Here is a 26974-nt window from a genome sequence, read left to right as displayed (position 1 = left end):
ATGGTCTGTCAGATCAGCTGCTTTGCCGCCGCCGAGATCATCACCCGCCCGCCGCTGATCACGGCGATGTCGAGGATCGCGGTGTGGATGTGTACCGGCATCCGCTCGACCAGCGGCACCAGCACCCAGGGCATCGACGCGCCGGTGCCGCAGCCGGCAAGACCACCAATGATCGGAACAACGCCATCATTGCAACCAGCAGAAGCTGGACCATCGGGATATGTCGGCGAAGCCCGAGACGATGGTCAATTTTTCTGATCGCGGGTGACGCGCGCGATGGCCTGATCGGCGATGGAATCGAGCACGGCGTCGTCCCGAGGAAAATCCGCCGCAAGCCAGGCATCCTCGGCGAGCGTCAACACATGCCCGAGCGCAGGCCCTTCGGCCATGCCGCGAGCGATGAAGTCGGCGGCGCGAAGCGGGAATTTCGGCGCGGTCCAGCGTTGCGGCAGCTCGGCGAGTTCGCGCCAGCGCGACGCGTTGACCTCGCCATCGGCGCGTGCCCAGCCCAGCAACACCCGATCGCGATAGCGCTCGGGGCCGAGCCGGTAGAGCAGCCGCCGCGCGCGCGCCTCGTCCATGGCGGCGAAGCGCCACCAGCGATGGCCCATCGAGTCCAGCGCCTTGGCCTCGGCGTTCGAGAGCCGCAGGCGCGTGGCAACGCGCTTGGCGTCCTCGGTCACGGCCACGGTCAATGCAGCGAGGCGCCGCGTCGCGCTGGCCTGCAGGCCGAGCGCGCGCTCGATCGCGATCATCGCCGTCAGCGGTCCGGTATAGGCGACGCCGCCGATCGTCGCCTGCAGCAATCCGGCATCGGCCATCGCCAGCGCGGCGGCGGAGGCGCCCTCCGTCACCAGCAGCTTCAGCATCTCCATGCGGACGCGCTCGGCCGAGAGCGTGGCGAGACCGGCGCGGCCGCGGATGCAGGCGAGAGTGCCGTCGCGGTCGGGCTCACCGGTCCCGAAGGCGGCGTGGATGCGGAAGAAGCGCAGGATGCGCAAATAATCCTCGGCGATGCGCTGGTCGGGTGCGCCGATGAAGCGCACGCGCCGCGCCCTCGCATCCGCGATGCCGCCGACATAGTCGTAGACGATTCCGGCAGCATCGACCGACAGGCCGTTCATGGTGAAGTCGCGCCGCTCGGCGTCCTTCACCCAGTCGCGGCCGAACACGACCTTGGCCTTGCGGCCGAAGGTCTCGGTGTCCTCCCGCAGCGTCGTCACCTCATAGGGCTCGCCGTCGATGACGAGGGTGATGGTGCCGTGCTCGATGCCGGTCGGCACGCTCTTGATGCCGGCGCTCTTCGCACGCCGCACCACCTCCTCCGGCAGCGCCGTGGTCGCGATATCCATGTCGCCCGGAGGCAGGCCGAGCAGCGCGTTGCGGACGGTGCCGCCGACGACGCGCGCTTCGTCGCCGCCGGCGTTGAGCAGTTCCAGGACGCGGGCCGTCCCGCCTGAGGTCAGCCAGGGCGCACCAGCAAGGATCGGCTCCGCGCTCATCGTCCGGCCCTTATCTTTCCACGCCCGGCACGAGCCTGCCGTTCTCGACATGGGCGGGAACGTAGGTCGAGTTCGGCGCAGCGCCGGAGAAATGCGCAAGGCCGATCAGCCCGGCGATGACGAGAACGAGCGCGGCCAGCACCAGCCGCGCGACGATGGTGATCGGCCACGACGATTGCACGAACAGGCCGGACCGCGTGGCGGCCAGGAACAGCGCATAGACGGCAAAAGGAATGAGGAAGATTCCGATCTCGGTCAGAACCGCCCGGATCATGATGAATAGATCCGCTCATACAGCACACGCAGCATTCCGGCCGTCGCACCCCAGATGTAGCGCTCCGCAAACGGCATCGCATAGTAAAACCGCTCCATGCCGCGGAATTCCTTGCTGTGCACCTGGTGGTTCGCCGGATTCATCAGGAAGGATAGCGGCACTTCGAATGCGTCATCAACCTCGGAATGGTTGATGGTGAGCTGGAAGCCGGGCCTGACCCTTGCGACCGTCGGCAGGATGCGGAAGCCGAAGGCGGTGGCGTAGAGATCGAGATAGCCGATCGGCTCGACGAAATCCCTCGAGAGCCCGACCTCCTCCTCGGCCTCGCGCAGCGCGGCATCGAGCGGCGAGGAATCGGTCGCGTCGATCTTGCCGCCGGGAAAGGCGATCTGGCCGGCGTGGTCGTTGAGATGCGCCGAACGCTGCGTCAAGAGGATGGTCGGCTCGGGATGGTCGACCACCGCGATCAGCACCGCCGCTGGCCGCACCGGCTGCTCGCGCGCGACGATCTCGAGCATCTTGTCGGTGCCGGGATCACCGGAGGCCGGGATGATGTTCGGGTCAAACAGCCCTAGCGGCACGTCGAAGCCGAGCTTCGCCCTGGAGCGGGCGAAGAAATCCGCCGCACGAAAGGGGGCGGGCTCGCTCTTGTCGCTCTTGATCGGCTTGTTCAAAGCGCGGCCCTCACCTCGTCCGCGTCGGCCATGACGAAGAACTCGCCGGCCGACTCGACGCCAAACATCGGCTGGCCATCGACCATCCGCTCCTCGCCCATGTCAACCAGATCGTAATAGAGCGCGCGGGTGACCTTGGCCCAGAGGTCGGCGCGGACATGCAAATACGGCGTCAGGCCGCCATCCGCCGCCTGCGCGAAGCGCAGCCGGTGCGCGGCATCGCAGGTGACCCAGTCGTCGACATTGGTCCGGAAGCTCAGCACGCGATGGTTGTCCTCGCCGCCCTTCAACATCTCCACCGCCATGAACGGCGCGTCGTCGACGCGGATGCCGACCTTCTCCACCGGCGTAACGAGGAAATGCTTGTCGCCCTCGCGCTTCAGGATGGTGGAGAACAGGCGGACCAGCGCGTGACGCCCGATTGGCGTGCCCATGTAGAACCAAGTACCATCGGAAGCGATTCGGATGTCGAGATCGCCGCAAAACGGCGGATTCCACAGATGCACCGGAGGCAGGCCCTTTTTGGCGCCTTCGGTATTGGCAGCACTTTTGGCAGCGGCAGTCAGCCCCTCGAGACCGCGATCGGCGTTCTGCCCTTGGTTCGCCATGGTTTGCCCTGACTTTGCGTTGGCACGATTGGTGCAGGTCTACATTGTACGTAGGTCTACGGTTCCACCCCGGGTTCGTCCGGTGTGGAGGTCTCCACTTCGTGATGCCGTACATAACCCGAAGCCGATAAGGTGGGGATAGGTTAATTCAACGAATACATGGCGTTCTTGCAAGTCTAGCATAGGGGCCATGACGCAGATTGATGCGATTTCTTGACCACGCAAGATAGCCCTGTGACAGGCTAAAGGAGCGAGCGAATGGCGGAGAGTGTCGAGAAGCTCGAAGACGGCATCGTCCGTTCGGCCGAGCAGGTGTCTGCTCAGATTCGCGCGGCCAAGGATGCGATCGGGTCGGTGATCTTCGGTCAGGATCGCGTGATCGAGAACACGCTGGTCACCATCCTCTCCGGCGGCCATGCGCTCCTGATCGGCGTGCCCGGCCTTGCGAAGACAAAACTGGTCGAGACGCTCGGCGTCACGCTCGGTCTCGATGCCAAGCGCATCCAGTTCACGCCCGACCTGATGCCGTCGGACATTCTCGGCGCCGAAGTGCTGGACGAGAGCACGACCGGCAAACGCTCCTTCCGTTTCATCTCCGGCCCCGTGTTCGCGCAGCTGCTGATGGCCGACGAGATCAACCGCGCCTCACCGCGCACGCAATCGGCGCTGCTGCAGGCGATGCAGGAGCAGCACATCACCGTCGCCGGCGCGCGCCACGACCTGCCGAAGCCGTTCCACGTGCTCGCAACCCAGAACCCGCTGGAGCAGGAAGGCACCTATCCGCTGCCCGAAGCGCAGCTCGACCGCTTCCTGATGGAGATCGACGTCGATTATCCCGATCGCGATGCCGAACGCCGCATCCTGTTCGAGACGACAGGCGCGGAGGAAACGCTGGCCAAGGGCTCGATGACGTCAGATGCGTTGATCAGTGCCCAGCGGCTGGTGCGCCGCCTGCCGGTCGGCGATTCCGTGGTCGAAGCCATTCTGTCGCTGGTCCGTTCGGCCCGTCCGGGTCCTGACAGCGGCGAGGCCGGCAAGTTCATCGCCTGGGGCCCCGGCCCGCGCGCCAGCCAATCCCTGATGCTGGCGGTGCGCGCGCGCGCGCTGATCGACGGACGCCTCGCGCCCTCGATCGACGACGTGCTCGACCTCGCCGAGCCGGTCCTGAAGCACCGCATGGCGCTGACGTTCCAGGCACGTGCGGAAGGCCGCACGATTCCGGACGTGATCAAGCAGTTGAAGACGCGGATCGGTTGATGGCAGCGGAGAACGGGCACACGGGCAAGGAGATCATCGCGATCCGACGTGCCGATGGCGAAAGCCGCACGCTCGCAGCTTCCTTGCCGCGCCTGGTGCTCGAGGCCCGCCGCATCGCCGCCAACGTCATCCACGGTCTGCACGGACGGCGCCGCGCCGGCTCCGGCGAGAATTTCTGGCAATACCGCCGCTTCGTATCCGGCGAGCCGTCGCAGAACGTCGACTGGCGCCGCTCGGCGCGTGACGACCATCTCTATGTCCGCGAGCTCGAATGGGAAGCCTCGCACACGGTCTGGATCTGGCCCGATCGTTCGCCGTCGATGGCGTTTGCCTCGAAGACCGCGCGCGACTCCAAGCTGGAGCGCACGCTGATCGTCGCCTTCGCGCTGGCCGAGCTGCTGGTTGCGGGCGGCGAACGCGTCGGCATCCCCGGTTTGATGGCGCCGACCGCAAGCCGCAGCGTGATCGACAAGATGGCGCAGGCGATGCTGCATGACGATGCCGACAGGCTCAGCCTGCCGCCGTCCTTCGTCCCGGCGGCGCTGGCCGAAATCATCGTGCTGTCGGATTTTTGGTCGCCGCTACAGGAGATCCAGGCGACGCTCGCCGGCCTGTCCGGCTCCGGCGCCCACGGCACGCTGGTGCAGGTCGTCGATCCCGCCGAAGAGAGCTTCCCCTATTCGGGCCGCATCGAATTCGTCGAGCCGGAAGGCTTTGGCGTCATCACCGCCGGCCGCGCCGAGAGCTGGGCGCAGGACTACACCGCCCGGCTCGCGCTGCACCGCGACCAGATCCGCGCCGAGACCGGCAAGCTCGACTGGCTGTTCACGACCCATGCGACCGACCGCTCGGCGGCCGAGCTCCTGCTGTTCCTGCACGCGGGCATGCAGGTGAGCAAGTCGGGCGCGCGCACCGTTTCGATCAAGGCGGGGCCGGCCGCATGATGGGATTGCCGCTCGCTTTCACCGAACCGCTGCTCCTGATCGGCCTCGTCAGCCTGCCGGTGTTGTGGTGGCTGCTTCGCGTGATGCCGCCGCGGCCACGCCGCATCGAGTTTCCGCCGACCCGCCTGCTGTTCGACATCGCGCCACGCGAAGAGACGCCGTCGCGGACACCGTGGTGGCTGACGGCGCTGCGCCTGCTCGCCGCAGCGCTGGTGATCTTTGCCGCCGCCGGCCCGATCTGGAATCCGCAAGTCGGGCTTGCCGCCAGCAAGGCGCCGCTGATGATCATGCTCGACGACGGCTGGAGCGCCGCATCGAACTGGGACACCAGGATCAGGGCCGCCGACGAGCTGATTGCGAACGCCGACAACGATCGCCGTGCGATTGCGCTGGTGCCGCTGTCCGAGCCGAACCGCGACATCACGCTGATGCCGGCCGGCGCGGCGCGCGTCGCGCTGCGGCAGATCGTGCCGAAGCCTTATTCGATCGACCGCGTCGAAACGCTTCCCGCGATCGATCGTTTCCTGAAAGCGACCGGCGAGTGCGAAATCGCCTGGCTGTCCGACGGCGTCGACACCGGCCGGGGCGACGAGTTCGTGGCCGGGCTCGGCAAGACCCTGGGCGAGCGCGGCTTGACGCTGTTCGAAGGCGGCACCTCGTCCCCGCTGGCGCTGGTCGCGGCGGAGAACGCGGCGGCGAAGATGACGGTGAAGGTGCTGCGCACCGACAGCGGCATTCTCGCCGGCACCGTGCGGGCGCTCGACCAGAAGGCTTCGCCGATCGGCGAGGCGCGCTTCACCTTCGGAATGCAGGACAAGGAAGTCGAGGCCGCGTTCGATCTGCCGGTCGAGCTGCGCAACGACATCGCGCGGCTCGAGATATCAGGCGAGCGTTCGGCCGGCGCCGTGCAGCTGCTCGACAAGCGCTGGCGGCGACGCGCCATCGGCATCGTCTCGGGTTCGACCAGCGAAACGTCGCAGCCGCTGCTCGCGCCGACCTTCTACCTGGCCCGCGCGCTGGCGCCGTTCGCCGACGTGCGGCTCGCCGACAAGGGCTCGCCGCAGCAGGGCGTCGCGCAATTTCTCGACCAGAAGCTGCCGATGATCATCCTCGCCGATGTCGGCACCGTTGCGCCCGAATTGCGCGAGCGTCTCAACGCCTGGATCGACCAGGGCGGCGTGCTGGTGCGGTTCGCCGGGCCCCGGCTGGCGCAGGCCGAAGATGATCTCGTGCCGGTGAAACTGCGCAAGGGCGGCCGCACGCTCGGCGGCAGCCTGACCTGGGAGAAGCCTCAGCATCTGGCCAGCTTCACGACCGACGGCCCGTTTGCCGGCGTCCCGGTTCCCAAGGATGTCACCGTGAGCCGGCAGGTGCTGGCCGAGCCCGATGCGGTGCTCGCGACCAAGAGCTGGGCCTCGCTCGAAGACGGCACGCCGCTCGTCACCGGCGAGCATCGCGGCAAAGGCATCGTCAGCCTGTTCCATGTCAGCGCCGACATGCGCTGGTCGGATCTGCCAATGTCCGGCACCTTCGTCGAAATGCTGAGGCGTGTCGTCGACATGTCCGGCTACACCGCCAAACCTGGCCCCGGCGTTGCCGGCGAAGCCAGCACCGAGACGCTGGCGCCGCTGCACATGCTCGATGGCTTCGGGGCCTTCGGGCCGCCGCCGGCCACCGCCAAGCCGCTGACGTCAGATTATCGTGACCGCGCCACGCCGGATCATCCGCCCGGCTTCTACGGTCCGGCAGAAGGACCGCTTGCCGTGAACACGCTTGCCAACGCCGACCGTATCGCGGCCCTCAACACCACGCCCCTGAACGCCCGGCACGCCACCTACACCAATGCCGAGCCGCGCGACTTGCGCGGCTGGCTGTTGTCGACCTCGCTCGCCCTGTTCCTGATCGACGCCATCATCGTCGCGCTGCTCGGCGGCGGCCTTGCCGCGCTGCTGCGCCGTCGCGCCGCGCCCGCCATCATCCTGCTCGGCGTCGTGCTCGCAGGCATCGCGGTGCTGTCGCCAACGCCGTCGCGGGCCGACGGCGCGTCGGACGATTTCGCGATGAAGTCGACCTCGCAGACCCGCCTCGCCTACGTCGTGACCGGCAATGCCGACGTCGATTCCATCGTCAAGGCCGGCCTGTCCGGCCTGACGCTGTTCCTGGCGCAGCGCACCGCGCTGGAAGCCGGCGATCCCGTCGGCGTCGATCCCGCGCATGACGAGATCGCCTTCTTCCCGCTGATCTACTGGCCGATCGTGCCCGGCGCGCCGAAGCCGCCGCAGGACGCCATCAACAAGATCGACGCCTACATGAAGCAGGGCGGCACGGTGATCTTCGACACGCGTGACGCGGTCGAAGCGCCGCCCGGCGAGAACGGTGCATCGCAGACGCCGGGCATGCAGGCCCTGCGCGAGATCCTGTCCTCGCTCGAAGTGCCTGAGCTCGAGCCGGTGCCGCGCGAACACGTGCTGACCAAGACGTTTTACCTGCTGCGCGACTTCCCCGGCCGTTTCAACTCGGGCCAGACCTGGGTCGAGGCCCTGCCGCGCGAAGACGACGACGACAGCGCGCAGCGCCCTGCCCGCGGCGGCGACGGCGTCTCGCCGATCATCATCACCTCCAACGACCTCGCCGGCGCCTGGGCGCTCCGTCCCGACGGCCAGCCGATGCTACCGCTGTCGCCGGGCGAACCGCGCCAGCGCGAATTCGCCTACCGCGCCGGCGTCAACATCGTCATGTACACGCTGACCGGCAACTACAAGGCCGACCAGGTGCACGCACCGGCGCTCATCGAGCGATTGGGGCAATGATGCGGGTTTCGAAGCTCGGTGCCCGCCAAACTGAAGCCGTCATGGCCGGGCTTGTCCCGGCTATCCGCGCCTTGCCGCACGGCACCGGGAACGTGGATGCCCGGGACAAGCCCGGGCATGACGATGCCGAAAGAGTGAGGCCATGAATTACGGCATCGCGTTCACGCCGCTGGTTCCCGCGATCGTCCTCTGGATCGCGCTCGCGGCCATCGTGGTCATCGCAATCGTGCTGCTGGTCGCGCGGGCCCGCGGTGCTGCCGTGCGGGTGGCGGCACTGGCGCTGTTTCTGCTGGCGCTCGCCAATCCCTCCTTCACGCGCGAGGACCGCGATCCCCTGACCTCGGTCGCCGCCGTCGTAGTCGACAAGAGCCCCAGCCAGAATTTCGGCAAGCGCAACCAGGAAGCCGCGAAGGCGCAGGAAGCGCTGGTCGACGGCCTGAAGAAGATCAAGGGGCTGGAGGTGCGCGTCGTCGATGCCGGACAGGCCGACGGCGAGACCGACGGCACAAAACTGTTCGGCGCGCTCGCCTCAGCGCTGTCGGACGTGCCGGTCGACCGCGTCGCCGGCGCGTTCCTGATCACCGACGGCCGCGTCCATGACATTCCGGCCAACGCCGCCGCGCTCGGCTTCCAGGCGCCGGTGCAGGCGCTGATCACCGGACAGAAGGACGAGCGCGACCGCCGCATCGCGATCACGGCGGCGCCGCGCTTCGGCATCGTCGGCCAGAACCAGACCATCACCTACAAGCTCGACGACCAGGGCGTCAGCAACGAACGCGCCAGGGTCACGATCCGCCGTGACGGCGAGGTCATCAACGAGCGCACGCTGACGAGCGGCCAGAGCGCAAGCGTCGACGTCGAGATCAAGCATGCCGGCTCGAACATCGTCGAGATCGAGGCCTCGCCACTCGAGCGAGAATTGACTCTGGTGAACAACCGCGCGGTCGTTGCCATCGACGGCGTGCGCGACAAGCTGCGCGTGCTGCTGGTCTCGGGCGAGCCGCATTCCGGCGAGCGGACCTGGCGTAACCTCCTCAAGTCCGACGCCAGCGTCGACCTCGTTCATTTCACCATTCTGCGCCCGCCGGAGAAGCAGGACGGCACGCCGATCAACGAATTGTCGCTGATCGCGTTTCCGACCCGCGAGCTGTTCCAGCAGAAGATCAACGAATTCCAGCTGATCATCTTCGACCGCTACGCCCGCCAGGGTGTGCTGCCGATTGCCTATTTCGACAACATCGCGCGCTATGTGCGCGCCGGCGGCGCCGTGCTGGTCTCGGCGGGTCCGGACTACGCCTCGACCACCAGCATCTGGCGGACGCCGCTGGATTCGGTGCTGCCGGCCGAACCCGTCGGCGTCACCGAGAAGCCGTTCTATGCGCATCTGTCCGATCTCGGCAAACGCCATCCGGTGACGCGCGGGCTTGAAGGCGCGGCCTCCGAGCCGCCGCATTGGAGCCGCTTCTTCCGCACCGTCGACACCCGCAATTCGGTCAACCCGCCGGTGATGACCGGCGCGGACGGCAAGCCGCTGCTGTTCCTGTCGCGCTTCGGCGAGGGCCGCGTCGCGCTGCTGCTGTCCGACCACATCTGGCTGTGGGCGCGCGGCTATGAAGGCGGTGGCCCGCATCTCGATCTGCTGAGGCGGATGTCGCACTGGCTGATGAAGCAGCCGGACCTCGATGAAGAGGCGCTGCGCCTGCAGGTGCAGGGCAAGGATCTCATCGTCGTGCGCCAGACCATGGCGGACAGCGTGCAGCCGGTGACGGTGACCTCGCCCTCCGGTGTGTCGCATGATCTCACGCTCAATTCCGGCGACCCCGGCGAGTGGCGTGCCAGCCTGCCGGCCAGCGAGCTCGGCCTCTGGCAGGCCACCGACGGCACGCTGAAGGCGCTGATCAATGTCGGTCCGACCAACCCGAAGGAGTTTTCGGAAGTCACCTCCACCACCGAGGCGCTGAAGCCGCTGACGCAAGCCACCGGCGGCAGTTCGGTGCGGATCGCCGACGGCGGCAGCGTCGAGCTGCCGCGCATCGTCCCGGTGCGCTCGACCGGCATCTTCGCGGGCGACGGCTGGATGGGCGTGCGGATGCGCGACGCCAGCGTGGTCAAGGGCGTCGGCGTGCTGCCGATCTTCGCCGGCGTGATCGGCCTGCTGCTGCTGCTCGGCGCGTTCGCCGCGACCTGGGTGCGCGAGGGGCGGTGAACTCCTGAGGTGTGAGGCTTGCTCCGCCTCTCCCGCTTGCGGGAGAGGTCGATGCGCCCCGGGCGATGCGCAGCATCGTCCCGCGCGCCGCGGGTGAGGGTTCTCACCACTTGGGGACATCCTCCGCAATTCTCGACAATCCCAATGCGGCAACAGCCCCCACCCCAGCCCTCCCCCGCAAGCGCAGGGCAATCGCATATGGCGGATTGCGTTGGTTGGAGATGCTCGGGCCACAAACTCGTCATGCCCGGGCTTGTCCCGGGCATCCACGTTCTTCGTGCTGTGGGAAAGGTCGTGGATGGCCGGGACAAGCCCGGCCATGACGTCCGGGAACGGCCTGCGCAAATCCTGGAAAGGTCATATGCGATTGCTCTGCCCGCAAGCGGGAGAGGAAGCACATCTTCCTCGTTGCCGCATCAGACCTGATCGAGTTGCCCGAACGACACATCGCGCGGTCACACTGCGCGATAGGGTGCTCGCGCGGTTGACATCCACAAACCGATTGCGCGATGTTACAATGTAACATCGCGTCGCCGGTCGGCGCCTTGCGATGCGGGGTGGCGTTTTCAGATGAAGTGGTTCCGGTCGAATATCAGGCACGGCGCCCGGCTCGCATTGTTTGCGATGCTGGTGCAGTTCGCGCTGACCTTCGGCCATAGCCACTTCTTCGCGCAGGCAGCGCCGCTCGCGCAGTCGCAACTGACTGACAGCGGCGAGATCCTCGCCTCGACCCACGGCGCGGCGATCCAGAAGCCGTCGCCGACAAATCCCGATCGCGAACAACCGGGCGACGACGTCTGCGCGATCTGCGCGCTGGTCGCGATGGCCGGCACGATCATATCAGCGACGCCGCCGCTGCTGTTGCTGCCGCACGCGGTCGAGCTGCTCTACCGCACCACCGACGCCGAATTCATCCATCTGGAATCGGCCAGCCACGCGTTCCAGCCGCGCGCCCCTCCCGCCTCCTGATCTCCATCGATTGAGCTGCCTTCTGCATCGGCCGTCCATCGCGCCGATCCCGCAAGGCTATCGAAGATGATCCGTCGCGTGTCGACGGCGCGTGCCGCCTGCAAAGCCTCGAAAACGAGAGCGGCGGTGCGCGATCGGAAATCAGGACAATGGTGTCTTCAAAAGCGATATTGGCGGGCTCGAGCCTCGCCGCCCTCACGTTGCTCCATCCCGGCGGCGGCGCCATGGCGCAGACGACGGCCCCCACGACGACGCTGCCGGCCGTCGAAGTCGATGCACCGAAGCAGGCGCAGGCGCCGCGCCGGCCCAAGGTTCGCGTCGCCGTCGCCAAGCGGCGCGCATCGCCGCAGGCCCGGCCACAGACCGAGGCACCGGCCGCCGTCGAGGGCGCGGGCGAACGGCTGGATGCCGCGCGCCAATCCATTCTTCCGCCCGGCGGGGCCACGGCCCACACACTCACGCACCAGGCGATCGAGGCGCTGCCGCAGGGCAGCAATGCCTCGCTCGACAAGGTGCTGCTGCAATTCCCCGGTGTCACCCAGGACTCGGCGGCAAGCGGCGACCTGCATATCCGCAACGAGCACGCCAATCTGCAATATCGCATCAACGGCGTCATGCTTCCTGACGGCGTCGGTGCGTTCGGGCAGATCCTCGACACCGGTATCGTCGGCAGCCTCAGCCTGCTCACCGGCGCATTGCCGGCGCAATACGGGCTGCGAACGGCCGGTGTGCTCGACATCTCCACCAAGGCCGACGCCTTCAACAACACAGGCGCGGTCGGCGTCTATGGCGGCAGCCACGGCACCATCTCCACCAATGTGGAATATGGCGGGACGGCCGGGCAGACGCAGTATTTCCTGTCCGGACGCTTCCTGCAGAACAATCTCGGCATCGAGAACCCGACCCCGTCGGTCAATGCGATCCACGACCGCACCAACCAGGAGAAGGGATTTCTCTATCTGTCGACGATGATCGATCCGATGAGCCGCCTCACCTTCATGAGCGGCGTGTCGAATGCGACCTTCCAGATCCCCAACAATCCAGGCCAGACGCCGAACAATACGGCGTTCGGCGTCTCGAGTTTCGACTCGTCCCGGCTCAACGAGCACCAGAACGAGTTCAACCAGTTCAACGTCGTGTCTTACCAGACGTCGAACGGCGAGTTCGACGCGCAGACGTCCTATTTCAACCGCACCAGCCTGTTGCACTTCTATCCTGATGCGATCGGCGATCTCGTCTTCAACGGCGTGTCGTCGGACGTCTATCGCCAGAGCGTGGTCAACGGCATCCAGCAGGACACGTCCTGGCGCATCGGCCATGCGCACACGCTGCGCTTCGGCCTGTCGGTGAGCGCGGAACGGACGCTGGTCAACAGTGGCACCACGGTGCTGCCGCTGGTGGATCCCACCGACCCGACGGACGGCACGATCGACGCGCCGTTCTCGGTGTTCGATTCCAACGCCAAGACCGGCTGGCTGATCGGGACTTATGTCCAGGACGAATGGAAGATCACCAACAATCTGACCCTGAATGCCGGCCTGCGCTTCGACCAGATGGTCCAATTCGTCGATGCGAACCAGCTCAGCCCGCGCGTCAGCCTGACCTGGAAGCCGTTCGACGGCACCGCCTTCCATGCCGGCTATGCGCGCAACTTCACCCCGCCTTCGCAGGTGATCGCGTCCCCCGTCAATCTCGCACTGGTCACCCCGCCCGGCGCGCCTGTCAACACGCAGACGCCGCAGGTCGGCCAGAACAGCCCGGTGCTCCCCGAACGCTCGCACGTGTTCGACGTCGGCGTGACGCAGAAGATTGACCCGATCCCGGGCCTCGAGGTCGGCGCCGACGCCTATTACAAGAAGGCGCGCGACCTGCTCGACGACGGCCAGTTCGGCGCCGCCTATGTGCTGAGCGGCTTCAACTACGATCGCGGCGAGAATGTCGGCGTCGAGCTGAAATCGACCTACAGGAACGGCAATTTCAGCGCCTATGCCAACCTCGCCTGGGCCAAGCAGATCGCGACCACCGTCGTCTCGAACCAGTATCTGTTCGGCGCGGACGAGCTTGCCTATATCGCCGGCCATTACATCTACACCGACCATGCGCAGATGCTGTCGGGGTCGGCCGGCGCGTCCTATCTCTGGGAGGGCACGCGCTACAGCGTCTCGATGATCCATGGCAGCGGCCTGCGCTCGGGCTTTGCCAACACCGACCATCTGCCGGGCTATACGCAGGTCAATCTCGGCCTGTCGCACGATTTCAACATCGTCGCGCCGAACAAGCCGACGACGCTGCGCTTCGACGTCGTCAACGTGTTCGACACGATCTACCAGATCCGCGACGGCTCCGGCATCGGCGTGTTCGCTCCGCAATACGGACCGCGGCGCGGCTTCTATGTCGGCATGTCGCAGCGGTTCTAGCTGCACGCCAGTCGGGGCCTGTGGGCCCCGACCGATCGCGTGAACCGATTTGTTATCGGCGGCGACCCAAGGAGCAGATTGTTGCAGAGGTCGTTGTGCGCCTGACCGTCATTTTCCTGCTCGGCCTGCTCGCCACGGCGGCCGCGGGGCGCGCGCAGAATGTTGATCCGGACGGATTCAGCATCTGCGCGTTGACCAGGGCTGGCGTCCTCGGTCCATGTCAACCGCTGACCGAACAGGCCATGCGGGGTTTTGGCCTATCAACCAACCAGATCGCGATCATCGCGAGACTGCGCGATTTTGCTGCGAACCCCGGCCTCGATCCGCGGCCACATTTAGTGAATGAATCGCTCCTGGAGCCGAAGGCATTTGCCGCCGTCGGTGCCTTCTCCGACACTTGGTTTGCCGATGCCGCCAATCCCGGCAAGGTCGATCTCGGCGTCCACCTGCGCTACGTCACGGAAGATGCCGGGCCTCAGTTGTTCCAGATGACTTATGCCGCCGACGCGGGCCACTTCTCGGTGCTGTGGAATCGCGCGCTGGTGTCGCAGCATCGATAGACTCTGCGCTGATGCGGCGGACAACGACGTGATCGCGAGAAGCTGGCGGCGACTGAAAGGCAGCTGCGGGTGCTCTCGCAATGGACGAATCCCCGCCGATCATGATGCCCCGGTCGCTCGGCCTGATGCCACGTGCCACCCACGCACGGGTGCTCACAAATCCGGACAAACCCGGACCGCACAGGGCAGAATATTGATGGGAACGACGCTTGCGGCTTTGCTCGGCGCGACTTCAGATGTCGCCGCCGACATAGTTGGCGCAATGAGGGGACATCACCGTGAAGCTACGATATTCCGACACCATGATTTTGATCGCGGTCTTGATTTCCGTGTGCGGAACCTGTCCCCGCATCAAAGCCGCAGAGCGCCCGGCCACCGTGGATGTAGCCCGGTTGAAACGCGTTCACGATGAGTTGCTCGCCCAATACGCCGCGGCGCGGAGACAGTTTCCCAAGTCGCTCATCGCAGCGATGCCCTATCTGGAAGTGCCCGCGTCCCTCGGGCAATTGTCTGCCGACCTTGCAACCAAGCTGGAAAAGGCAGGCGTCGGTTCGTTGCTGGACGACCGCATGGCGGACCAGACGCAACCGGCGCTGCGCGTGGAGATCCTGAACGACTACGGCTTTTGGCTGAGCAAGACGAGCGAACCCAAGAAGGCCATTCCGATCCTTCAGAAGGTTGTCGCCCTTGCTCCGGACCGTGCAATTGCCTGGCTCAATCTCGCCGATGCCGTGCGCTCTTCCCTTGGTCGCGCGGTCACCTGGGACGAGAAGATCGAGCTCCCGGCGATCGGCTTGCAGGCATATTCGAGCTATCAGGCGCTCACGGGAAAGCCGTTGCCTGCGGCGGAGGACTTCAAGTTTCTCTACGCCGATCCGACCGTCAGCAGCAATGTCTGCTCCTACGTCGCGGCGTTCTACACGCGCGGCCGCCAGGCGGAGCTATGGGGATATCCCGATCCGGTCGACATCGCCGGCGACCGCCGATTGCACCATGTCTACATCTTCGATCAAGGAACGGCGCATATCCCTGCCATCGTCTCGTCGGCGAGGAGACTCTCGGAGCAAGAGCTCCTGACGGAATCGTTCGACAAGCAAGAGATCAACTTTGATCGAACCGATGCACCATCCGAATCCGGAAGCTGGCCCGAGCTGCACATGCTGCCGTTCCGCGACGGATATTATCTTGTCTATCAGGAAGACGGCGGACCGGTCGCGATCGTGAAGCCGAATGCCGGCACGGTGTGCCGCTTCAAGCGAAGCTTCACGCCCGTGCTGACGGAGAACCGGGCTCCCGCCATTTGCCACGATGCTTTCGATGGAAAGCCATTCGACCAAGTCGGGAGCAAGCCGCTAGCCCCCGGTGACATCACAGTCGACAATGAGTCGGGACTTCCGGATCGAGGTGGCACTCCGCAATTCCAGCGATATTCGGATGTCAACCTCGACCCCAAGGGCCTGCCCGGACGGATCGGCTATTACGAATTCAACAGCGGCGCGGGCGCTGGTTGCAGCCTTAACGGCATCGCTTTCCTCGACGGCAACCGACTGGAGAAGAGCCCGCGTGCCAAAGCGCTCGCCGACATCCAGGACGAGCACCAGGACTGCCGCGGTTCGAACAGCTCGCTCATTCGCGCGAACGGACAAGTTCTGATCGAATGGACCGGCGGGCGGGCGCTGCAGCGTACAACACCCCCACGAACGTTGTTGCGGCTGGCCGGAGACAAGATCGAGACCGTCTGTCGCGTGGAGCAGCGACCGACCTATTCAGCCGAAACATTGACGCCTAGCGCGACGTCTGCGCCGAAATCGTCCCTGCCGTGGACCCGACCCGATCCCAATGCGTTTCCGTCGGTGAAGATGCCGCCCGGCAATTCGCGCTAATGCGCGGCAAACCCAGGATCGAATTGTCTCCGCGACTGGCTGCCGCGCCGGCAGATCAGGAGCCTTGCAGCTTGGTCAGATCGCGCTTTCGCTCGGGGTCGAAATCGAGGCAGGCCTGCAATGTATCGGCGGTCACGCGGAACATGTGAGCCTCGAGCGATGGTTGGCGCGCTACCCCAGCGCCTTGCTCCAGTCCGGCGCCACTGCGCCCGAGACGCCTTCGAAGGCGCCGTCGACAAGCTCGAACACCAGGACGCGGGCGGCGTCGACCGGGCCGGGCATGGTGACGCGACCCTTGGGCACGAGCTTGAAGCCGACGCGGCCGTAATAGGGCTCGTCGCCGACCAGCAGCACGATGCGGTGCCCCCTGTCCTTGGCGTCCTGCAGAGCCCGCTCCATCAGCATGCGGCCGATGCCGCGGCTGCGGAACGGCGGCTCGACCGTGAGCGGCCCGAGCAGCAGCGCCGGCGTCTCGCCGATCATGACAGGCAACTGCCTGACCGAGCCGACCAGCAACGTGCCGATGCGCGCGGTGAAGGAGACCTCGAGCAGATGGTCGACATGCTCGCGGATGCGATAGGCGCTGAGTACGAAACGACCGGGGCCAAACGTGCGCTCGTGCAGGCGCTCGATCGCCTGGGCATCGCCTGGGACTTCGGGGCGGATGGTGATGGAGAGATCGTTCATGGCAGCTCGGGCAGATAGCATCTGGAGGTGCCGACGTCCATCGGCACTGCATCCGGGTTCAGGCGCGGACCGCCCGTCCAAGCTGTCCCTCCCGGTTAGATCCGGGCGGCTGCATTGCGCCGGTAAAGCAAACGCTCCAGACCGCGAGCATGGTGATCGGAACCACGTAGTAAGGCGTGAAAATCGGGTGGCTCAGGAAGAAGATCAGGTTGATCAGAAGATTGCTGGCGACAAGGAACGCGACATGCCGTGCTCCGCCGTAACCGGCCCGCAGGAGCCACGCGGTCGATCCGATCGCCAGCAGGATCAGCCCGAACTGCAGGTCGTGCAAATACTGGCCGAGGATCTCGAGGTTGAATTCGGGTGGCAGAGCATCCTCGGAACTGTAGGTCGTTGTAAATGGGCTGCCGGCGTTGATCGCATTGGCAATCAAGGTCGGCGCGATGCCGACCACGTAGGCGAGACAAAAGACCAAGCCTCGTCGAAATGTCGCGATGGTACGTGACCGAAGGAATGTGGTGCCCAAATATAGGACGTAGCCCGCGACCAGGAGCAGATTCGGCAATCTGAAATTGACCGACAGTCCGAGCAGGAGGCCGATCAAGAAGACCAACCACACCTCACGCTTGCCTGTGGTTAGCCACAGCGCGGTCAGATAGCCCACTGCAGCACAGATCGCCATCGTCGGGGCAATGGAATAGCTGGCCTTCGCCGGATTGATCATCATGTACATGGCAAGAGCGCCGAATACGCCCGCACCGAGAATTGCCGGCAAAGACCGCGCGAAATAGATGCCGAGCAAAGCGAAGCCGCATATGATCAAGCTGGCAGCGGCATAGAGCGGGACGACCTGATGTCCCTCCGGAAACAGCGAAAGCAGAAACCCGGTACCTGGCGGATATTGCAGTACGCCCTTGCCGCTCTTTGCCGGGGGATGGCACGGCGGAGCCTTTTCCTCCGGAAAGCCGATCTCTTTCAACTTGCGTTGCAGGAAATGGTCCTCGTCCCGGGACACATCCGTGTCGAGCCCGCCGATCCCATATAGTTGAAACAAGTGAGCCTGACGCAGGTAGCAGATGTCGTCATAGACGCCGCGGGTTTCGGTCCAGGACGACATCGTAAGAATGTTGCTGGCAAGGATCAGCAGGCAGATCAGGCCGAAGCCAAATTTGAGGGTTTTCATCGTGTTTCCGTTAGGCCTGGGCGCGCGAACATGCGCACGCCTAGGAGTGCCTGATCGACATGAGCCCGGCCAGAAAGCCCGTAAATACCAGCTGGGCGCCCACCGTGATCGCAGTCGTTGAAAGGGCCACGACCCGAAGCAGGCTCGACACGTCAAGAGATCCGAAATTGGCTTCGCCCCACTTCACCACTGCCGTGATCAGGCCAACGATACCGACCACGAGAATCGCGGCCCCACCGAAAACGAAACGTTCGAGAGTGAACGCCTCGATGATGCGGCCATACTGCGAGGGCGGTGGAAGAAGGTTCAAATCCGCCGCGAATGCCCTGGCGATCGTCGCAAAACAAATGGCCTGAATGCCCACGATCAGACAGGTGCATGCGACAAGCATCGTGCGAATGTCGAAGCCGATTCCGCCGATTCTGATCGGTCCCAAAAAAAGCAAGCCGCTCAGCGCAGTGCCCACCGCGACCAGCAACACCCCCGGATAGAAGAACAGCCATCGCGGCGAATACAGCAGCAGAAACTTCAGGTGACGCCAGCCGTCGCGCCACGTTCTCAAGTGCGGTGGACGGGATCGCCCGTCCTTCGACAGCGTGGTCGGCACTTCGGAGATCTTCAGACCGACAAGGGTCGCCCGCACGACCATCTCGCTCGCGAACTCCATCCCGGCCGTGCGCAACTCGAGCTTCGACATCGCCGCCTTGGAGAAACCCCTCATGCCACAGTGAAAATCGCCAAGACCCGAGCCGAAGAAAAGCCGTCCAAACCAGCTCAGAACGGGATTGCCGAGATACCGATGAAGAAACGGCATCGCTCCCGGTTCTATGCCACCGCGGAAACGGTTGCCCATGACCAGATCGTCGCCCGCGCGCAGCCGCTCGAGGAACGCGTCGATGCGCTCGAAGTCGTAGCTATCGTCGGCGTCGCCCATGACGATATAGCGGCCGCGCGCAGCGTCGATCCCGGCACGCAGCGCCGCCCCGTAGCCGCGGACAGGAACGTCGAAAACGCGTGCGCCTCCCGCCGTCGCGATGTCCTGCGATCCGTCAGTGCTGCCGTTATCCGCGATCAACACCTCACCTGCGACCCCTGCACGCACGAGAAATGACTGCGCCTTGGCAACGCAGGTTGCGAGCGTTTCGGCCTCGTTGAGGCACGGCATCAAGATCGTGAGCTCGAGCTCAGACGGAACATTCCGTTCGCTGACAACCGACATTTGACTGCTCATCTCGTCAGCCGGACCCATGGAAACTTCGGAATCTTGCGCGATCTAACACCGGCCCCTGCCAAAGTCGATGGCCCTCAGCGCCACGTCGTCATCAGCGGCTGACCGTCCAGGACTTCCGCGAGCCGCAGCCGCGTACCGGTCGTGGTCCCCTCGGGCAAGGCAGCAGCCGCGAAGAACCCGCATGCGATGATCTCGCGGTTGGGTTGTGGCAGCCGGTCCTGGCGGAAATGCCTGACCACATAGACCGCGACATGGTCGCGGCGGGAGACGTGGCTGTTGAGGAAGATGCCGTGCAGCACGGCCTCCCCGGTCAGGTCGATATCGCCCTCCTCCTTGAGCTCGCGGCGCATCGCCTGCTCCATGGTCTCGCCGAAGTCGACGCCGCCGCCGGGCAGATACCAGCCCGCGACATAGCTGTGCTTGACAAGAAACACCCTGTTGTCGGCATCGAGCACGACGGCGCGGACGCCGAGCGTCATGCCACGAACCAGCAGGAAATAGGCGTGGAAGAAGCGCCGCAGCAGCGGCTCGAATCTCAGTCGGATCCGGTTCAGTCGCTCTCCCATCAGTCTCCCAGGCTTCCCTTGCGCTGATGGCGGGACCTTGCCATTACAGCAAGGGAATAGCGAGGCAATCGCGCGCGATGACATCGTTCCTGGCACCTTTCACGCTCGCCCATCTGTCCGACCCGCACCTAGCGCCGCTGCCGAAGCCGCGGCTGACCGAGCTCGCCGGCAAGCGTGCGCTCGGCTACATCAACTGGACGCGCAACCGCCACAAATACCAGCGCCGCGAGGTGCTCGACGCGCTGGTCGCCGACATGCTGGCACAAGCGCCCGACCACATCGCAGTCACAGGCGATCTCGTCAATCTGGCGATGGAGGCGGAGTTCGCGCCGGCGCGCGCCTGGCTCGAGGGCGTCGGGCCGCCCGACCGCGTCACCACGATTCCCGGCAATCACGACGCCTATGTGCGCGCAACGTCGCATCGCTTCGGCGAGACCTTTGCGCCCTGGCTTGCGAGCGACGACGGCAACACCGGCTTTCCGGGTGTGCGCCGCCGCGGGCCGGTCGCGCTGATCAGCCTCTCCAGCGCCGTGCCGACGCCGCCCTTGATGGCGACGGGCACGCTCGGGCGCGATCAGCTGGCTGATCTCGAGCGCGTGCTCGACACGCTCGCAGCCGAGGACGTCTTCCGCGTGCTGCTCGTGCATCATCCCCTGAAGTCCGGTGCGCGCCAGAAGCGGCTGACGGATTCCGCAAGCCTGCTGTCGCTGCTCAAGCGCCACGGTGTCGAGCTCGTCCTGCACGGGCACGACCACATCCATTCGACGATGTGGTTCGAAGGTCCCAATGGCGATATTCCGGCGATCGGCGTGCCGTCGGCCTCGGCGCTCGCGCACGGCCGCTATCCGGCGGCGGCTTACAATCTGTTCGGGATCGAGAAGGACAATGCCGGCTGGCGCTGCGAGCAGATCGTGCGAAGCATCGATCATGGCCTGCAGGTTCGGGAGATCAAGCGAACGCGGCTGGTGTGAGAATTTCGTCATTCCGGGGCGCGCGTCAGCGCGAGCCCGGAATCCATTGGGCCTCAGCGCATGGCGATGAATGGATTGCGGGTTCATGCTACGCATGCCCCGGAATGACGGAGGGAAATACTCCGAGACGACGGAAAGACTTTCACCAGCTCCGCAACGCCGCAAGCACGGCGACACCGAACAGCGCGGCGGCGCCAAGAATGAAACCCAGCACGAACGGCCAGATGCGCGAGCGGCGCGGCGGCTGCTCTGCGACGTCCTCCTTCGGCTCTGACGGCACCACCATCGCGCGCTCGCGTTCGATCATGCGACGGGCGACATAGTCAGTCACGGCCTCCACGATGACGGCGGTGTCGTGGGATTCGGCGAGCACGATGCGGCCGAAACGGGTGTCCTGGACAAAGCGGTACTGCCGCTTGTCGCGCCCCATCACGATGTGGGCGACGACATCGATCCAGAGCCTGGGCGTATCGCCCTGGCTGATGCCGCGGTCGAACAGGTCGATCTGATCGGGCACCTGCGCGAACAGCGGATCGAGCGCGTCGTTGAGGATCTCGAGCCGGGCCACCTCGGCGTCCCTGAGATCGACCACCACGCCGGTTCGGTCGGCGGCCTCGATCCGCGCGCGGAGCAGCGCATCGCGCAGCCGCACCGGGCGCGGCTGACTGGGATGGATACCGCTGGTTTCGGGCTCTGACATGATCGGCCTCGTCCTCGACTTTCCGCCGTTAACCTATCAGCAACCATAACCTGAGCAAAGGGCCCATCATTCCAGATACTTACAGAGCCCCAGGGGGCATGACCTGTGCCAAAAACAGACGATCCCACCCGGCTTGCGCCGGATGGGACCCTCCGTCCTTGGACGTCTTCTTAGAGGTTGTCAGGCAGCCGTCAGGCCGAGACCCGCGACGGCTCTTCCACGATCGAGAAACGGACGCCGGCCTTGTGGCGGTTCTCTTCCGAAACCGAGCGCCAGGCGTCTTCGGCTTCCTTGCGGGTCTTGAACGGACCCTGCACCTGGGCCGAGCCTTCGACGAGCTTGTGGAAGTTCATCGAGCCGAACTCGCCGCCGATCACCCAGAAATTGCTGCCTTTGGTCATTGTCAGTCTCCTCTTGGATGGCGTTAGCCGAACTGGTTCATCGTGTTGTGGGCGCCGCCCGCCTTCAGGGCCGCTTCACCTGCGAAATATTCCTTGTGGTCATCGCCGATATCGGAGCCGGCCATGTTCTGGTGCTTGGCGCAGGCGATACCCTGACGGATCTCCTGACGCTGGACGTTCTTGACGTAGCCGAGCATGCCCTGCTCGCCGAAATACTCGCGTGCGAGGTTGTCGGTGGACAGCGCGGCCGTGTGGTAGGTCGGCAGCGTGATCAGGTGGTGGAAGATGCCGGCACGCTTGGCCGAATCCGCCTGGAAGGTCCGGATGCGCTCGTCGGCCTCGATCGCCAGCGGCGTATCGTCGTATTCCGGCTTCATCAGCTCGGCCCTGACGTACTTGCTGACATCCTTGCCGGCTTCCTTCATCGCGTCGTAGACCTGCTGACGGAAGTTGATGGTCCAGTTGAACGACGGCGAGTTGTTGTAGGCGAGCTTGGCGTTCGGGATGACCTCACGGATGCGGTCGACCATCTTGGCGATCTGCTCGATATGCGGCTTCTCGGTCTCGATCCAGAGCAGGTCCGCGCCGTTCTGCAGCGAGGTGATGCTGTCGAGCACGCAGCGGTCCTCGCCCGTACCGGCGCGGAACTGGTAGAGGTTCGAGGGCAGCCGCTTCGGACGCAGCATCTTGCCGTTGCGGTTGATGATGACGTCGCCGTTGCGGGCGTTCGCCGCCGTCACTTCCTCGCAATCGAGGAAGCTGTTGTACTGGTCGCCGATGTCGCCCGGCTTGTGGCTGACGGCGATCTGCTGCGTCAGGCCAGCGCCGAGCGAGTCGGTGCGGGTGACGATGATGCCGTCCTCGACACCGAGCTCGAGGAAGGCGTGGCGGCAGGCGCGGATCTTGGCGAGGAAAACCTCGTGCGGCACGGTGACCTTGCCGTCCTGGTGACCGCACTGCTTCTCGTCCGAGACCTGGTTCTCGATCTGCAGCGCGCAGGCGCCCGCTTCGATCATCTTCTTGGCGAGCAGATAGGTCGCCTCGGCGTTACCGAAGCCGGCGTCGATGTCGGCGATGACGGGCACGACATGGGTCTGGAAGTTGTCGATCTTCGCGATCAGCTCCTTCTCGCGGGTCGCATCGCCTTCCTTGCGCGCCTTGTCGAGCAGACGGAAGATGTCGTTGAGCTCGCGGGCATCGGCTTGACGGAGGAAGGTGTAGAGCTCTTCGATCAGCGCCGGCACCGAGGTCTTCTCGTGCATCGACTGGTCGGGCAGCGGTCCGAACTCGGAACGCAGCGCCGCGATCATCCAGCCGGACAGATACAGATATTTGCGATCGGTCCTGCCGCCGAAGTGCTTCTTGATCGAGATCAGCTTCTGCTGCGCGATGAAGCCGTGCCAGCAGCCCAGCGACTGCGTGTACTTGGTCGGATCCTTGTCATAGGCCGCCATGTCGGCCCGCATCAGCGCCGCGGTGTAGCGGGCGATGTCCAGGCCGGTCTTGAAACGGTTCTGCAGGCGCATGCGCGCGACCGCCTCGGCCGTCACCCCGTTCCAGGTCGGCTGGCTGTCGAGGAGCGCCCGGGCCGCGTCGATCTCGCTCTGATACGACGCCGGGCCCTGGAGGGTGTTGATGCCGCGAGGCTGGTAGTTCATGTGCCTGATCCTTCTCGATGACGACGAAGCGTTGGCTTCGTCATCGACATTTTTGACAATGCATTGCGAAATGCGTGTCAGGAGATAAACGCGAGAAAGAGAAGTTCGTACAGAGGACTTGTATTCGAATGGTGATGTCATGTAACATCAGAACATGTAATAGATGTAACTTTGTAAATCCTGTAAAGTATAGGTCAGAAAGACTGACCTTGATGCCCCTGGAGTCCTAGGAATGGCCGGCGAATCCGGGAAGAAACTGTTCGTCGGCCCACGCTTCCGGCGGATCCGGCAGCAATTGGGGCTGTCGCAGACGCAGATTGCCGAGGGGCTCGGGATCTCGCCGAGCTATGTGAACCTCATCGAGCGGAACCAGCGCCCGGTGACGGCGCAGATCCTGCTGCGGCTCGCCGAGACCTACGATCTCGACCTTCGGGACCTCGCCACCGCCGACGAGGACCGCTTCTTCGCCGAGCTCAACGAGATCTTCTCCGATCCGCTGTTCCGCCAGATCGACGTTCCCAAGCAGGAGCTGCGTGACCTCGCCGAGCTCTGTCCCGGCGTCACCCATGCGCTGCAACGGCTCTATGCGGCCTATACCGAGGCGCGCCAGGGCGAGACGCTGGCCGCGGCGCAAATGGCCGACCGCGACGTCGGCACGCGCTATGAGGCCAATCCGGTCGAGCGCGTGCGCGAGCTGATCGAGGCCAACCGCAACTATTTTCCGGAACTCGAGCAGGCCGCGGAAAACCTGCGTGACGAGTTGAACGTCCCGGCCGAAGGGCTTTATGCCGCGCTCGTCGAGCGCCTGCGCGAAAAGCATTCGATCCAGACCCGCATCATGCCTGTCGACGTGATGCGCGAGACGCTGCGCCGGTTCGACCGCCACCGCCGCCAGCTCCTGGTCTCGGAGCTGGTCGACCTGCCCGGCCGCGCCTTCCAGCTCGCCTTCCAGCTGGGTCTCGGCGAGTGCGCGCAAGCGTTGGAGACCATCATCAGCCGCGCGGGTCCGCTCGACGATGCGCCGCGCCGGCTGTTCCGCATCACGCTCGGCAATTACTTTGCGGCGGCCGTGATGATGCCCTACCCGACGTTCCTCGCGGCCGCCGAGGCGCTCAACTACGACATTCACGTGCTGGCGCAGCGCTTCAATTCGGGCTTCGAGCAGGTGTGCCATCGCCTCACCACGCTGCAGCGGCCGAACGCGCGCGGGATTCCGTTCTTCCTGCTGCGCGTCGACAACGCCGGCAACGTCTCGAAGCGCTTCTCCTCCGGCACGTTCCCGTTCTCGAAGTTCGGCGGCACGTGTCCACTGTGGAACGTGCACTCCACTTTCGACACGCCGGACCGCCTGTTGAAGCAGGTGATCGAGCTGTCCGACGGCACGCGCTATTTCTCCATCGCGCAGATGGTGCGCCGTCCCGTCGCGCCGCATCCGCTGCCGCAGCCGCGCTTCGCTATCGGCCTCGGCTGCGAAATCCGCCACGCCGCGCGCCTGACCTACGCCGCCGGCATCGATCTGGAGAAGACCGAGGGCACGCCGATCGGCGTCAATTGCCGGCTTTGCGAGCGCGAAAACTGCGCCCAGCGCGCCGAGCCGCCGATCACGCGCACGCTGATCCTGGATGAGACGACGCGGCGGGTGTCGAGCTTTGCGTTCTCGAACGCACGGGAGTTGTGAGGGCGGCGGCTGTGCGCTTGGCGGAAGGCGCACGCCACAGATTCACCGTCGTCCTGGCGAAGGCCAGGACCCATAGCCACCGGCCTTGGCTTCGGCCAACGGCCTCGACTGGCTCGGCAATGACAACTACGTTCGCTGCCTGAAATATGTCAGCGCGCTCGCTCACGGCGATAACGCCGCCTATGACCGCGGCCGCAGGGCCTGCAACCGTCAGTACTATCCAGGCCATCCCGGCTACGACTACTGAGATGACGGGCCACGGCGCGAGGCCGCGCCGCCCGCGCGGCCTTTCGTCGTCACCGCCATGGTTAACCTGCCGCTAATCCGCTCGCGCGAACTGCAACCAACGATTAAGCACGCCTCAACATCGGCGCCTTAGCCTCGCCCCACTCACGTTTCGCAAACAACGGCAGCCTATCCTGCCGTGCGAAGTGACATCAGGGGGTTCATCATGCGCATTGCGTTGCTGCTGACCGCGACCATCGTCGGCGCGCTGTTCGCCAATCCGTCCAACGCCGGCTCGCTCGACGTCGCGTCGGCTGACGCGGCAAAATCGCTGCCGCCCGGCTTCCAGAGCTATCGCGGCTACATGTTCGACGTCTCGGAGGCAACCGATCGCAAGGACCTCGACAAGCTCACCGACAATCTCAAGCGCCAGATCGACGTCGTGGAGGCCGCGGGCCTCTCGCCGCGCGTGATGCGCTTCTTCCGCACCGTTCCGATCATCGCAAGCGAGATGGCCTGCCTCGACGAAGGCGCCGCGACCGCGTGCTACGGCCGGGTCACCCCGGACATCCAGCGCACCACGCCGCGCACGCTGACGGTGTGGGACCACGACAGCCAGCGCTGGACCAATCCGAATGCCGTCGACCTCGCCGTCGATTCCGGGCTCGGCGTGATCATGGTCCGCCCGGACATGATGCGCTACGAGAAGGAGGCCGTGCTGCTCCACGAGATGATGCACGCCTATCACGCGCGGCTGTTGCCGGACGGCTACGCCAACAAGGGCGTGATCATCTATTACGCCCTTGCCAAGAGCAAGGATCTCCTGCCCAAGGAGGCCTATGCGATGAAGAACCAGATGGAGTTCTTTGCCGTGACCGCCAGCATCTTCCTGGCCGGAAAGAGCGACATACAGGATCCGAAGACCCGCGAAGCGCTCAAGGAAAAGATGCCGGACTATTACAAGTATCTGGTCGGCATATTCGGCTTCGACCCCGATCCGGCAGCAAATTCGAGCGGACCGGTCGCCTCGTTGAAGTGAGCCCGACACGGCGCCCTTCGCGCCAAGCGAATGCCAAGAGCCGCGCGAAATGCGCGGCTTTTCTGTTTTGGTAACCGGAAGCTGCGGATGACTCACCTGCGGCAATTGCCAAGCAGGGGCCCGATCTGCATAGTCCCGCCGCATCGATTGGGACCGTTTCGAAGGGGATAGAAGACATGGCGGACGCCGACCTGGATGTCGTGATCCGGCAACTGGCCAGACAGCTGCAGACGGGCCTGATGACCCGCGCCAAGGAGCGCCGGGATCGCTTCAGCGGCCTTGCCGCCAAGGCCAAGAGCAAGGAGACCGGCGCCCGTTTCAAGATGATGGCCAAGGCCACCATCGAACAGGCCACCGCCGCCGCACGGCGCCTGCAGATGTCCGCGGACAACGTCGCCGACAGCTACGCCCGCGCCATGCGGCTGGCCGCCAGCGCGCCTGCCGAGGTGAAAGCGGAAAAGCCGGCGAAGGAGAAGCCGGCGAAGAAGGCCGCAAACGCGAAGAAGGCCAAAGCCAAGAAAGCGAAGTAGG

At 65.1% G+C, this 26974-nt stretch carries 24 protein-coding genes and 1 pseudogene; 13 read left to right on the top strand and 12 right to left on the bottom strand.

Annotation, left to right across the window (positions count from 1 at the left end):
- Positions 1–92: 92 nt before the first annotated feature.
- The 5 genes and pseudogenes from JQ621_RS36045 to JQ621_RS24845 all read right to left on the bottom strand — a co-directional run.
- Positions 93–249: pseudogene (locus JQ621_RS36045) on the bottom strand (sulfite exporter TauE/SafE family protein); the annotation flags it as partial.
- Positions 246–1502: a CCA tRNA nucleotidyltransferase gene (locus tag JQ621_RS24860; protein ID WP_212237672.1), complete on the bottom strand. Its 1257-nt coding sequence runs from the start codon at positions 1500–1502 to the stop codon at positions 246–248. The pseudogene JQ621_RS36045 and the gene JQ621_RS24860, both read right to left, overlap by 4 nt.
- 10 nt (positions 1503–1512) lie before the next feature.
- Positions 1513–1776, bottom strand: a complete 264-nt coding sequence (locus tag JQ621_RS24855) for a DUF6111 family protein (protein WP_212237670.1) — start codon at positions 1774–1776, stop codon at positions 1513–1515.
- A complete protein-coding gene (locus JQ621_RS24850) occupies positions 1773–2450 on the bottom strand; it encodes a CoA pyrophosphatase (protein WP_212237668.1) in 678 nt (225 codons plus the stop codon). Before JQ621_RS24850 ends, JQ621_RS24855 begins: the two co-directional genes overlap by 4 nt.
- Positions 2447–3058 (bottom strand): DUF1285 domain-containing protein, encoded by a 612-nt coding sequence (locus tag JQ621_RS24845; RefSeq protein ID WP_212237666.1) that lies wholly within the window; start codon positions 3056–3058, stop codon positions 2447–2449. The genes JQ621_RS24850 and JQ621_RS24845 overlap by 4 nt, the downstream gene beginning before the upstream one ends.
- A gap of 258 nt (positions 3059–3316) precedes the next feature.
- Between JQ621_RS24845 and JQ621_RS24840 the strand changes: the two genes are divergently transcribed.
- From JQ621_RS24840 to JQ621_RS24805, 8 genes are all read left to right on the top strand, one after another.
- Positions 3317–4315 (top strand): AAA family ATPase, encoded by a 999-nt coding sequence (locus JQ621_RS24840; protein WP_212237664.1) that lies wholly within the window; start codon positions 3317–3319, stop codon positions 4313–4315.
- Complete coding sequence (locus JQ621_RS24835; protein WP_212237662.1) at positions 4315–5259, top strand: DUF58 domain-containing protein; 945 nt, start codon at positions 4315–4317, stop codon at positions 5257–5259. The genes JQ621_RS24840 and JQ621_RS24835 overlap by 1 nt, the downstream gene beginning before the upstream one ends.
- A complete protein-coding gene (locus tag JQ621_RS24830; RefSeq protein WP_212237660.1) occupies positions 5256–8069 on the top strand; it encodes a DUF4159 domain-containing protein in 2814 nt (937 codons plus the stop codon). Before JQ621_RS24835 ends, JQ621_RS24830 begins: the two co-directional genes overlap by 4 nt.
- A 142-nt stretch (positions 8070–8211) precedes the next feature.
- A complete protein-coding gene (locus JQ621_RS24825) occupies positions 8212–10275 on the top strand; it encodes a hypothetical protein (RefSeq protein WP_212237658.1) in 2064 nt (687 codons plus the stop codon).
- Positions 10276–10845: 570 nt separating this feature from the next.
- On the top strand, positions 10846–11244 hold the full coding sequence (locus tag JQ621_RS24820) for a DUF2946 domain-containing protein (RefSeq protein WP_212237656.1): 399 nt from the start codon (positions 10846–10848) through the stop codon (positions 11242–11244).
- 149 nt (positions 11245–11393) lie between these two features.
- Complete coding sequence (locus JQ621_RS24815) at positions 11394–13661, top strand: TonB-dependent receptor (protein ID WP_212237654.1); 2268 nt, start codon at positions 11394–11396, stop codon at positions 13659–13661.
- Between the two features lie 95 nt (positions 13662–13756).
- Positions 13757–14221, top strand: coding sequence for a hypothetical protein (locus JQ621_RS24810; protein WP_212237652.1), 465 nt, complete (start codon positions 13757–13759; stop codon positions 14219–14221).
- A 308-nt stretch (positions 14222–14529) separates the two neighbouring features.
- On the top strand, positions 14530–16104 hold the full coding sequence (locus JQ621_RS24805) for a hypothetical protein (protein ID WP_212237650.1): 1575 nt from the start codon (positions 14530–14532) through the stop codon (positions 16102–16104).
- Between the two features lie 171 nt (positions 16105–16275).
- On the opposite strand, the gene JQ621_RS24800 is transcribed toward JQ621_RS24805, so the two are convergent.
- From JQ621_RS24800 to JQ621_RS24785, 4 genes are all read right to left on the bottom strand, one after another.
- Complete coding sequence (locus tag JQ621_RS24800) at positions 16276–16791, bottom strand: GNAT family N-acetyltransferase (RefSeq protein WP_212237648.1); 516 nt, start codon at positions 16789–16791, stop codon at positions 16276–16278.
- Between the two features lie 58 nt (positions 16792–16849).
- Entirely contained in the window at positions 16850–17974 is a 1125-nt protein-coding gene (locus JQ621_RS24795) for a hypothetical protein (protein ID WP_212237646.1), read from the bottom strand.
- 40 nt (positions 17975–18014) lie between these two features.
- Positions 18015–19193 (bottom strand): glycosyltransferase family 2 protein, encoded by a 1179-nt coding sequence (locus JQ621_RS24790; RefSeq protein WP_212237644.1) that lies wholly within the window; start codon positions 19191–19193, stop codon positions 18015–18017.
- 86 nt (positions 19194–19279) lie between these two features.
- Positions 19280–19771 (bottom strand): NUDIX domain-containing protein, encoded by a 492-nt coding sequence (locus JQ621_RS24785; RefSeq protein ID WP_212237642.1) that lies wholly within the window; start codon positions 19769–19771, stop codon positions 19280–19282.
- Positions 19772–19860: 89 nt separating this feature from the next.
- Here JQ621_RS24785 and JQ621_RS24780 point away from each other — a divergent pair, with 89 nt between their 5' ends.
- A complete protein-coding gene (locus tag JQ621_RS24780; protein ID WP_212237701.1) occupies positions 19861–20742 on the top strand; it encodes a metallophosphoesterase family protein in 882 nt (293 codons plus the stop codon).
- A gap of 142 nt (positions 20743–20884) precedes the next feature.
- On the opposite strand, the gene JQ621_RS24775 is transcribed toward JQ621_RS24780, so the two are convergent.
- The 3 genes from JQ621_RS24775 to JQ621_RS24765 form a co-directional block, all read right to left on the bottom strand.
- Positions 20885–21442 carry a hypothetical protein gene (locus tag JQ621_RS24775; RefSeq protein WP_212237640.1) on the bottom strand — a complete coding sequence of 186 codons (558 nt, stop codon included), beginning with the start codon at positions 21440–21442 and terminating at the stop codon, positions 20885–20887.
- 191 nt (positions 21443–21633) lie between these two features.
- On the bottom strand, positions 21634–21843 hold the full coding sequence (locus JQ621_RS24770; RefSeq protein WP_008137787.1) for a DUF4170 domain-containing protein: 210 nt from the start codon (positions 21841–21843) through the stop codon (positions 21634–21636).
- A 23-nt stretch (positions 21844–21866) separates the two neighbouring features.
- On the bottom strand, positions 21867–23501 hold the full coding sequence (locus JQ621_RS24765) for an isocitrate lyase (protein ID WP_212237631.1): 1635 nt from the start codon (positions 23499–23501) through the stop codon (positions 21867–21869).
- A gap of 232 nt (positions 23502–23733) precedes the next feature.
- Between JQ621_RS24765 and JQ621_RS24760 the strand changes: the two genes are divergently transcribed.
- The 4 genes from JQ621_RS24760 (at position 23734) to JQ621_RS24745 (ending at position 26973) form a co-directional block, all read left to right on the top strand.
- Positions 23734–25179, top strand: a complete 1446-nt coding sequence (locus JQ621_RS24760) for a helix-turn-helix domain-containing protein (RefSeq protein WP_212237630.1) — start codon at positions 23734–23736, stop codon at positions 25177–25179.
- An 85-nt stretch (positions 25180–25264) separates the two neighbouring features.
- Positions 25265–25426 carry a hypothetical protein gene (locus JQ621_RS24755; RefSeq protein WP_212237628.1) on the top strand — a complete coding sequence of 54 codons (162 nt, stop codon included), beginning with the start codon at positions 25265–25267 and terminating at the stop codon, positions 25424–25426.
- 204 nt (positions 25427–25630) lie between these two features.
- Complete coding sequence (locus JQ621_RS24750; RefSeq protein WP_212237626.1) at positions 25631–26443, top strand: M90 metallopeptidase family protein; 813 nt, start codon at positions 25631–25633, stop codon at positions 26441–26443.
- Between the two features lie 176 nt (positions 26444–26619).
- Positions 26620–26973: a hypothetical protein gene (locus JQ621_RS24745; RefSeq protein WP_212237624.1), complete on the top strand. Its 354-nt coding sequence runs from the start codon at positions 26620–26622 to the stop codon at positions 26971–26973.
- Position 26974 lies beyond the last annotated feature (1 nt).

This window comes from Bradyrhizobium manausense (assembly GCF_018129685.1).
In the GTDB taxonomy this organism is placed as follows: Bacteria; Pseudomonadota; Alphaproteobacteria; order Rhizobiales; family Xanthobacteraceae; genus Bradyrhizobium; species Bradyrhizobium manausense_D.
The sequence above is the reverse complement of the archived record's forward strand: the minus strand, read 5'-3'. Positions and strand labels throughout refer to the sequence as shown.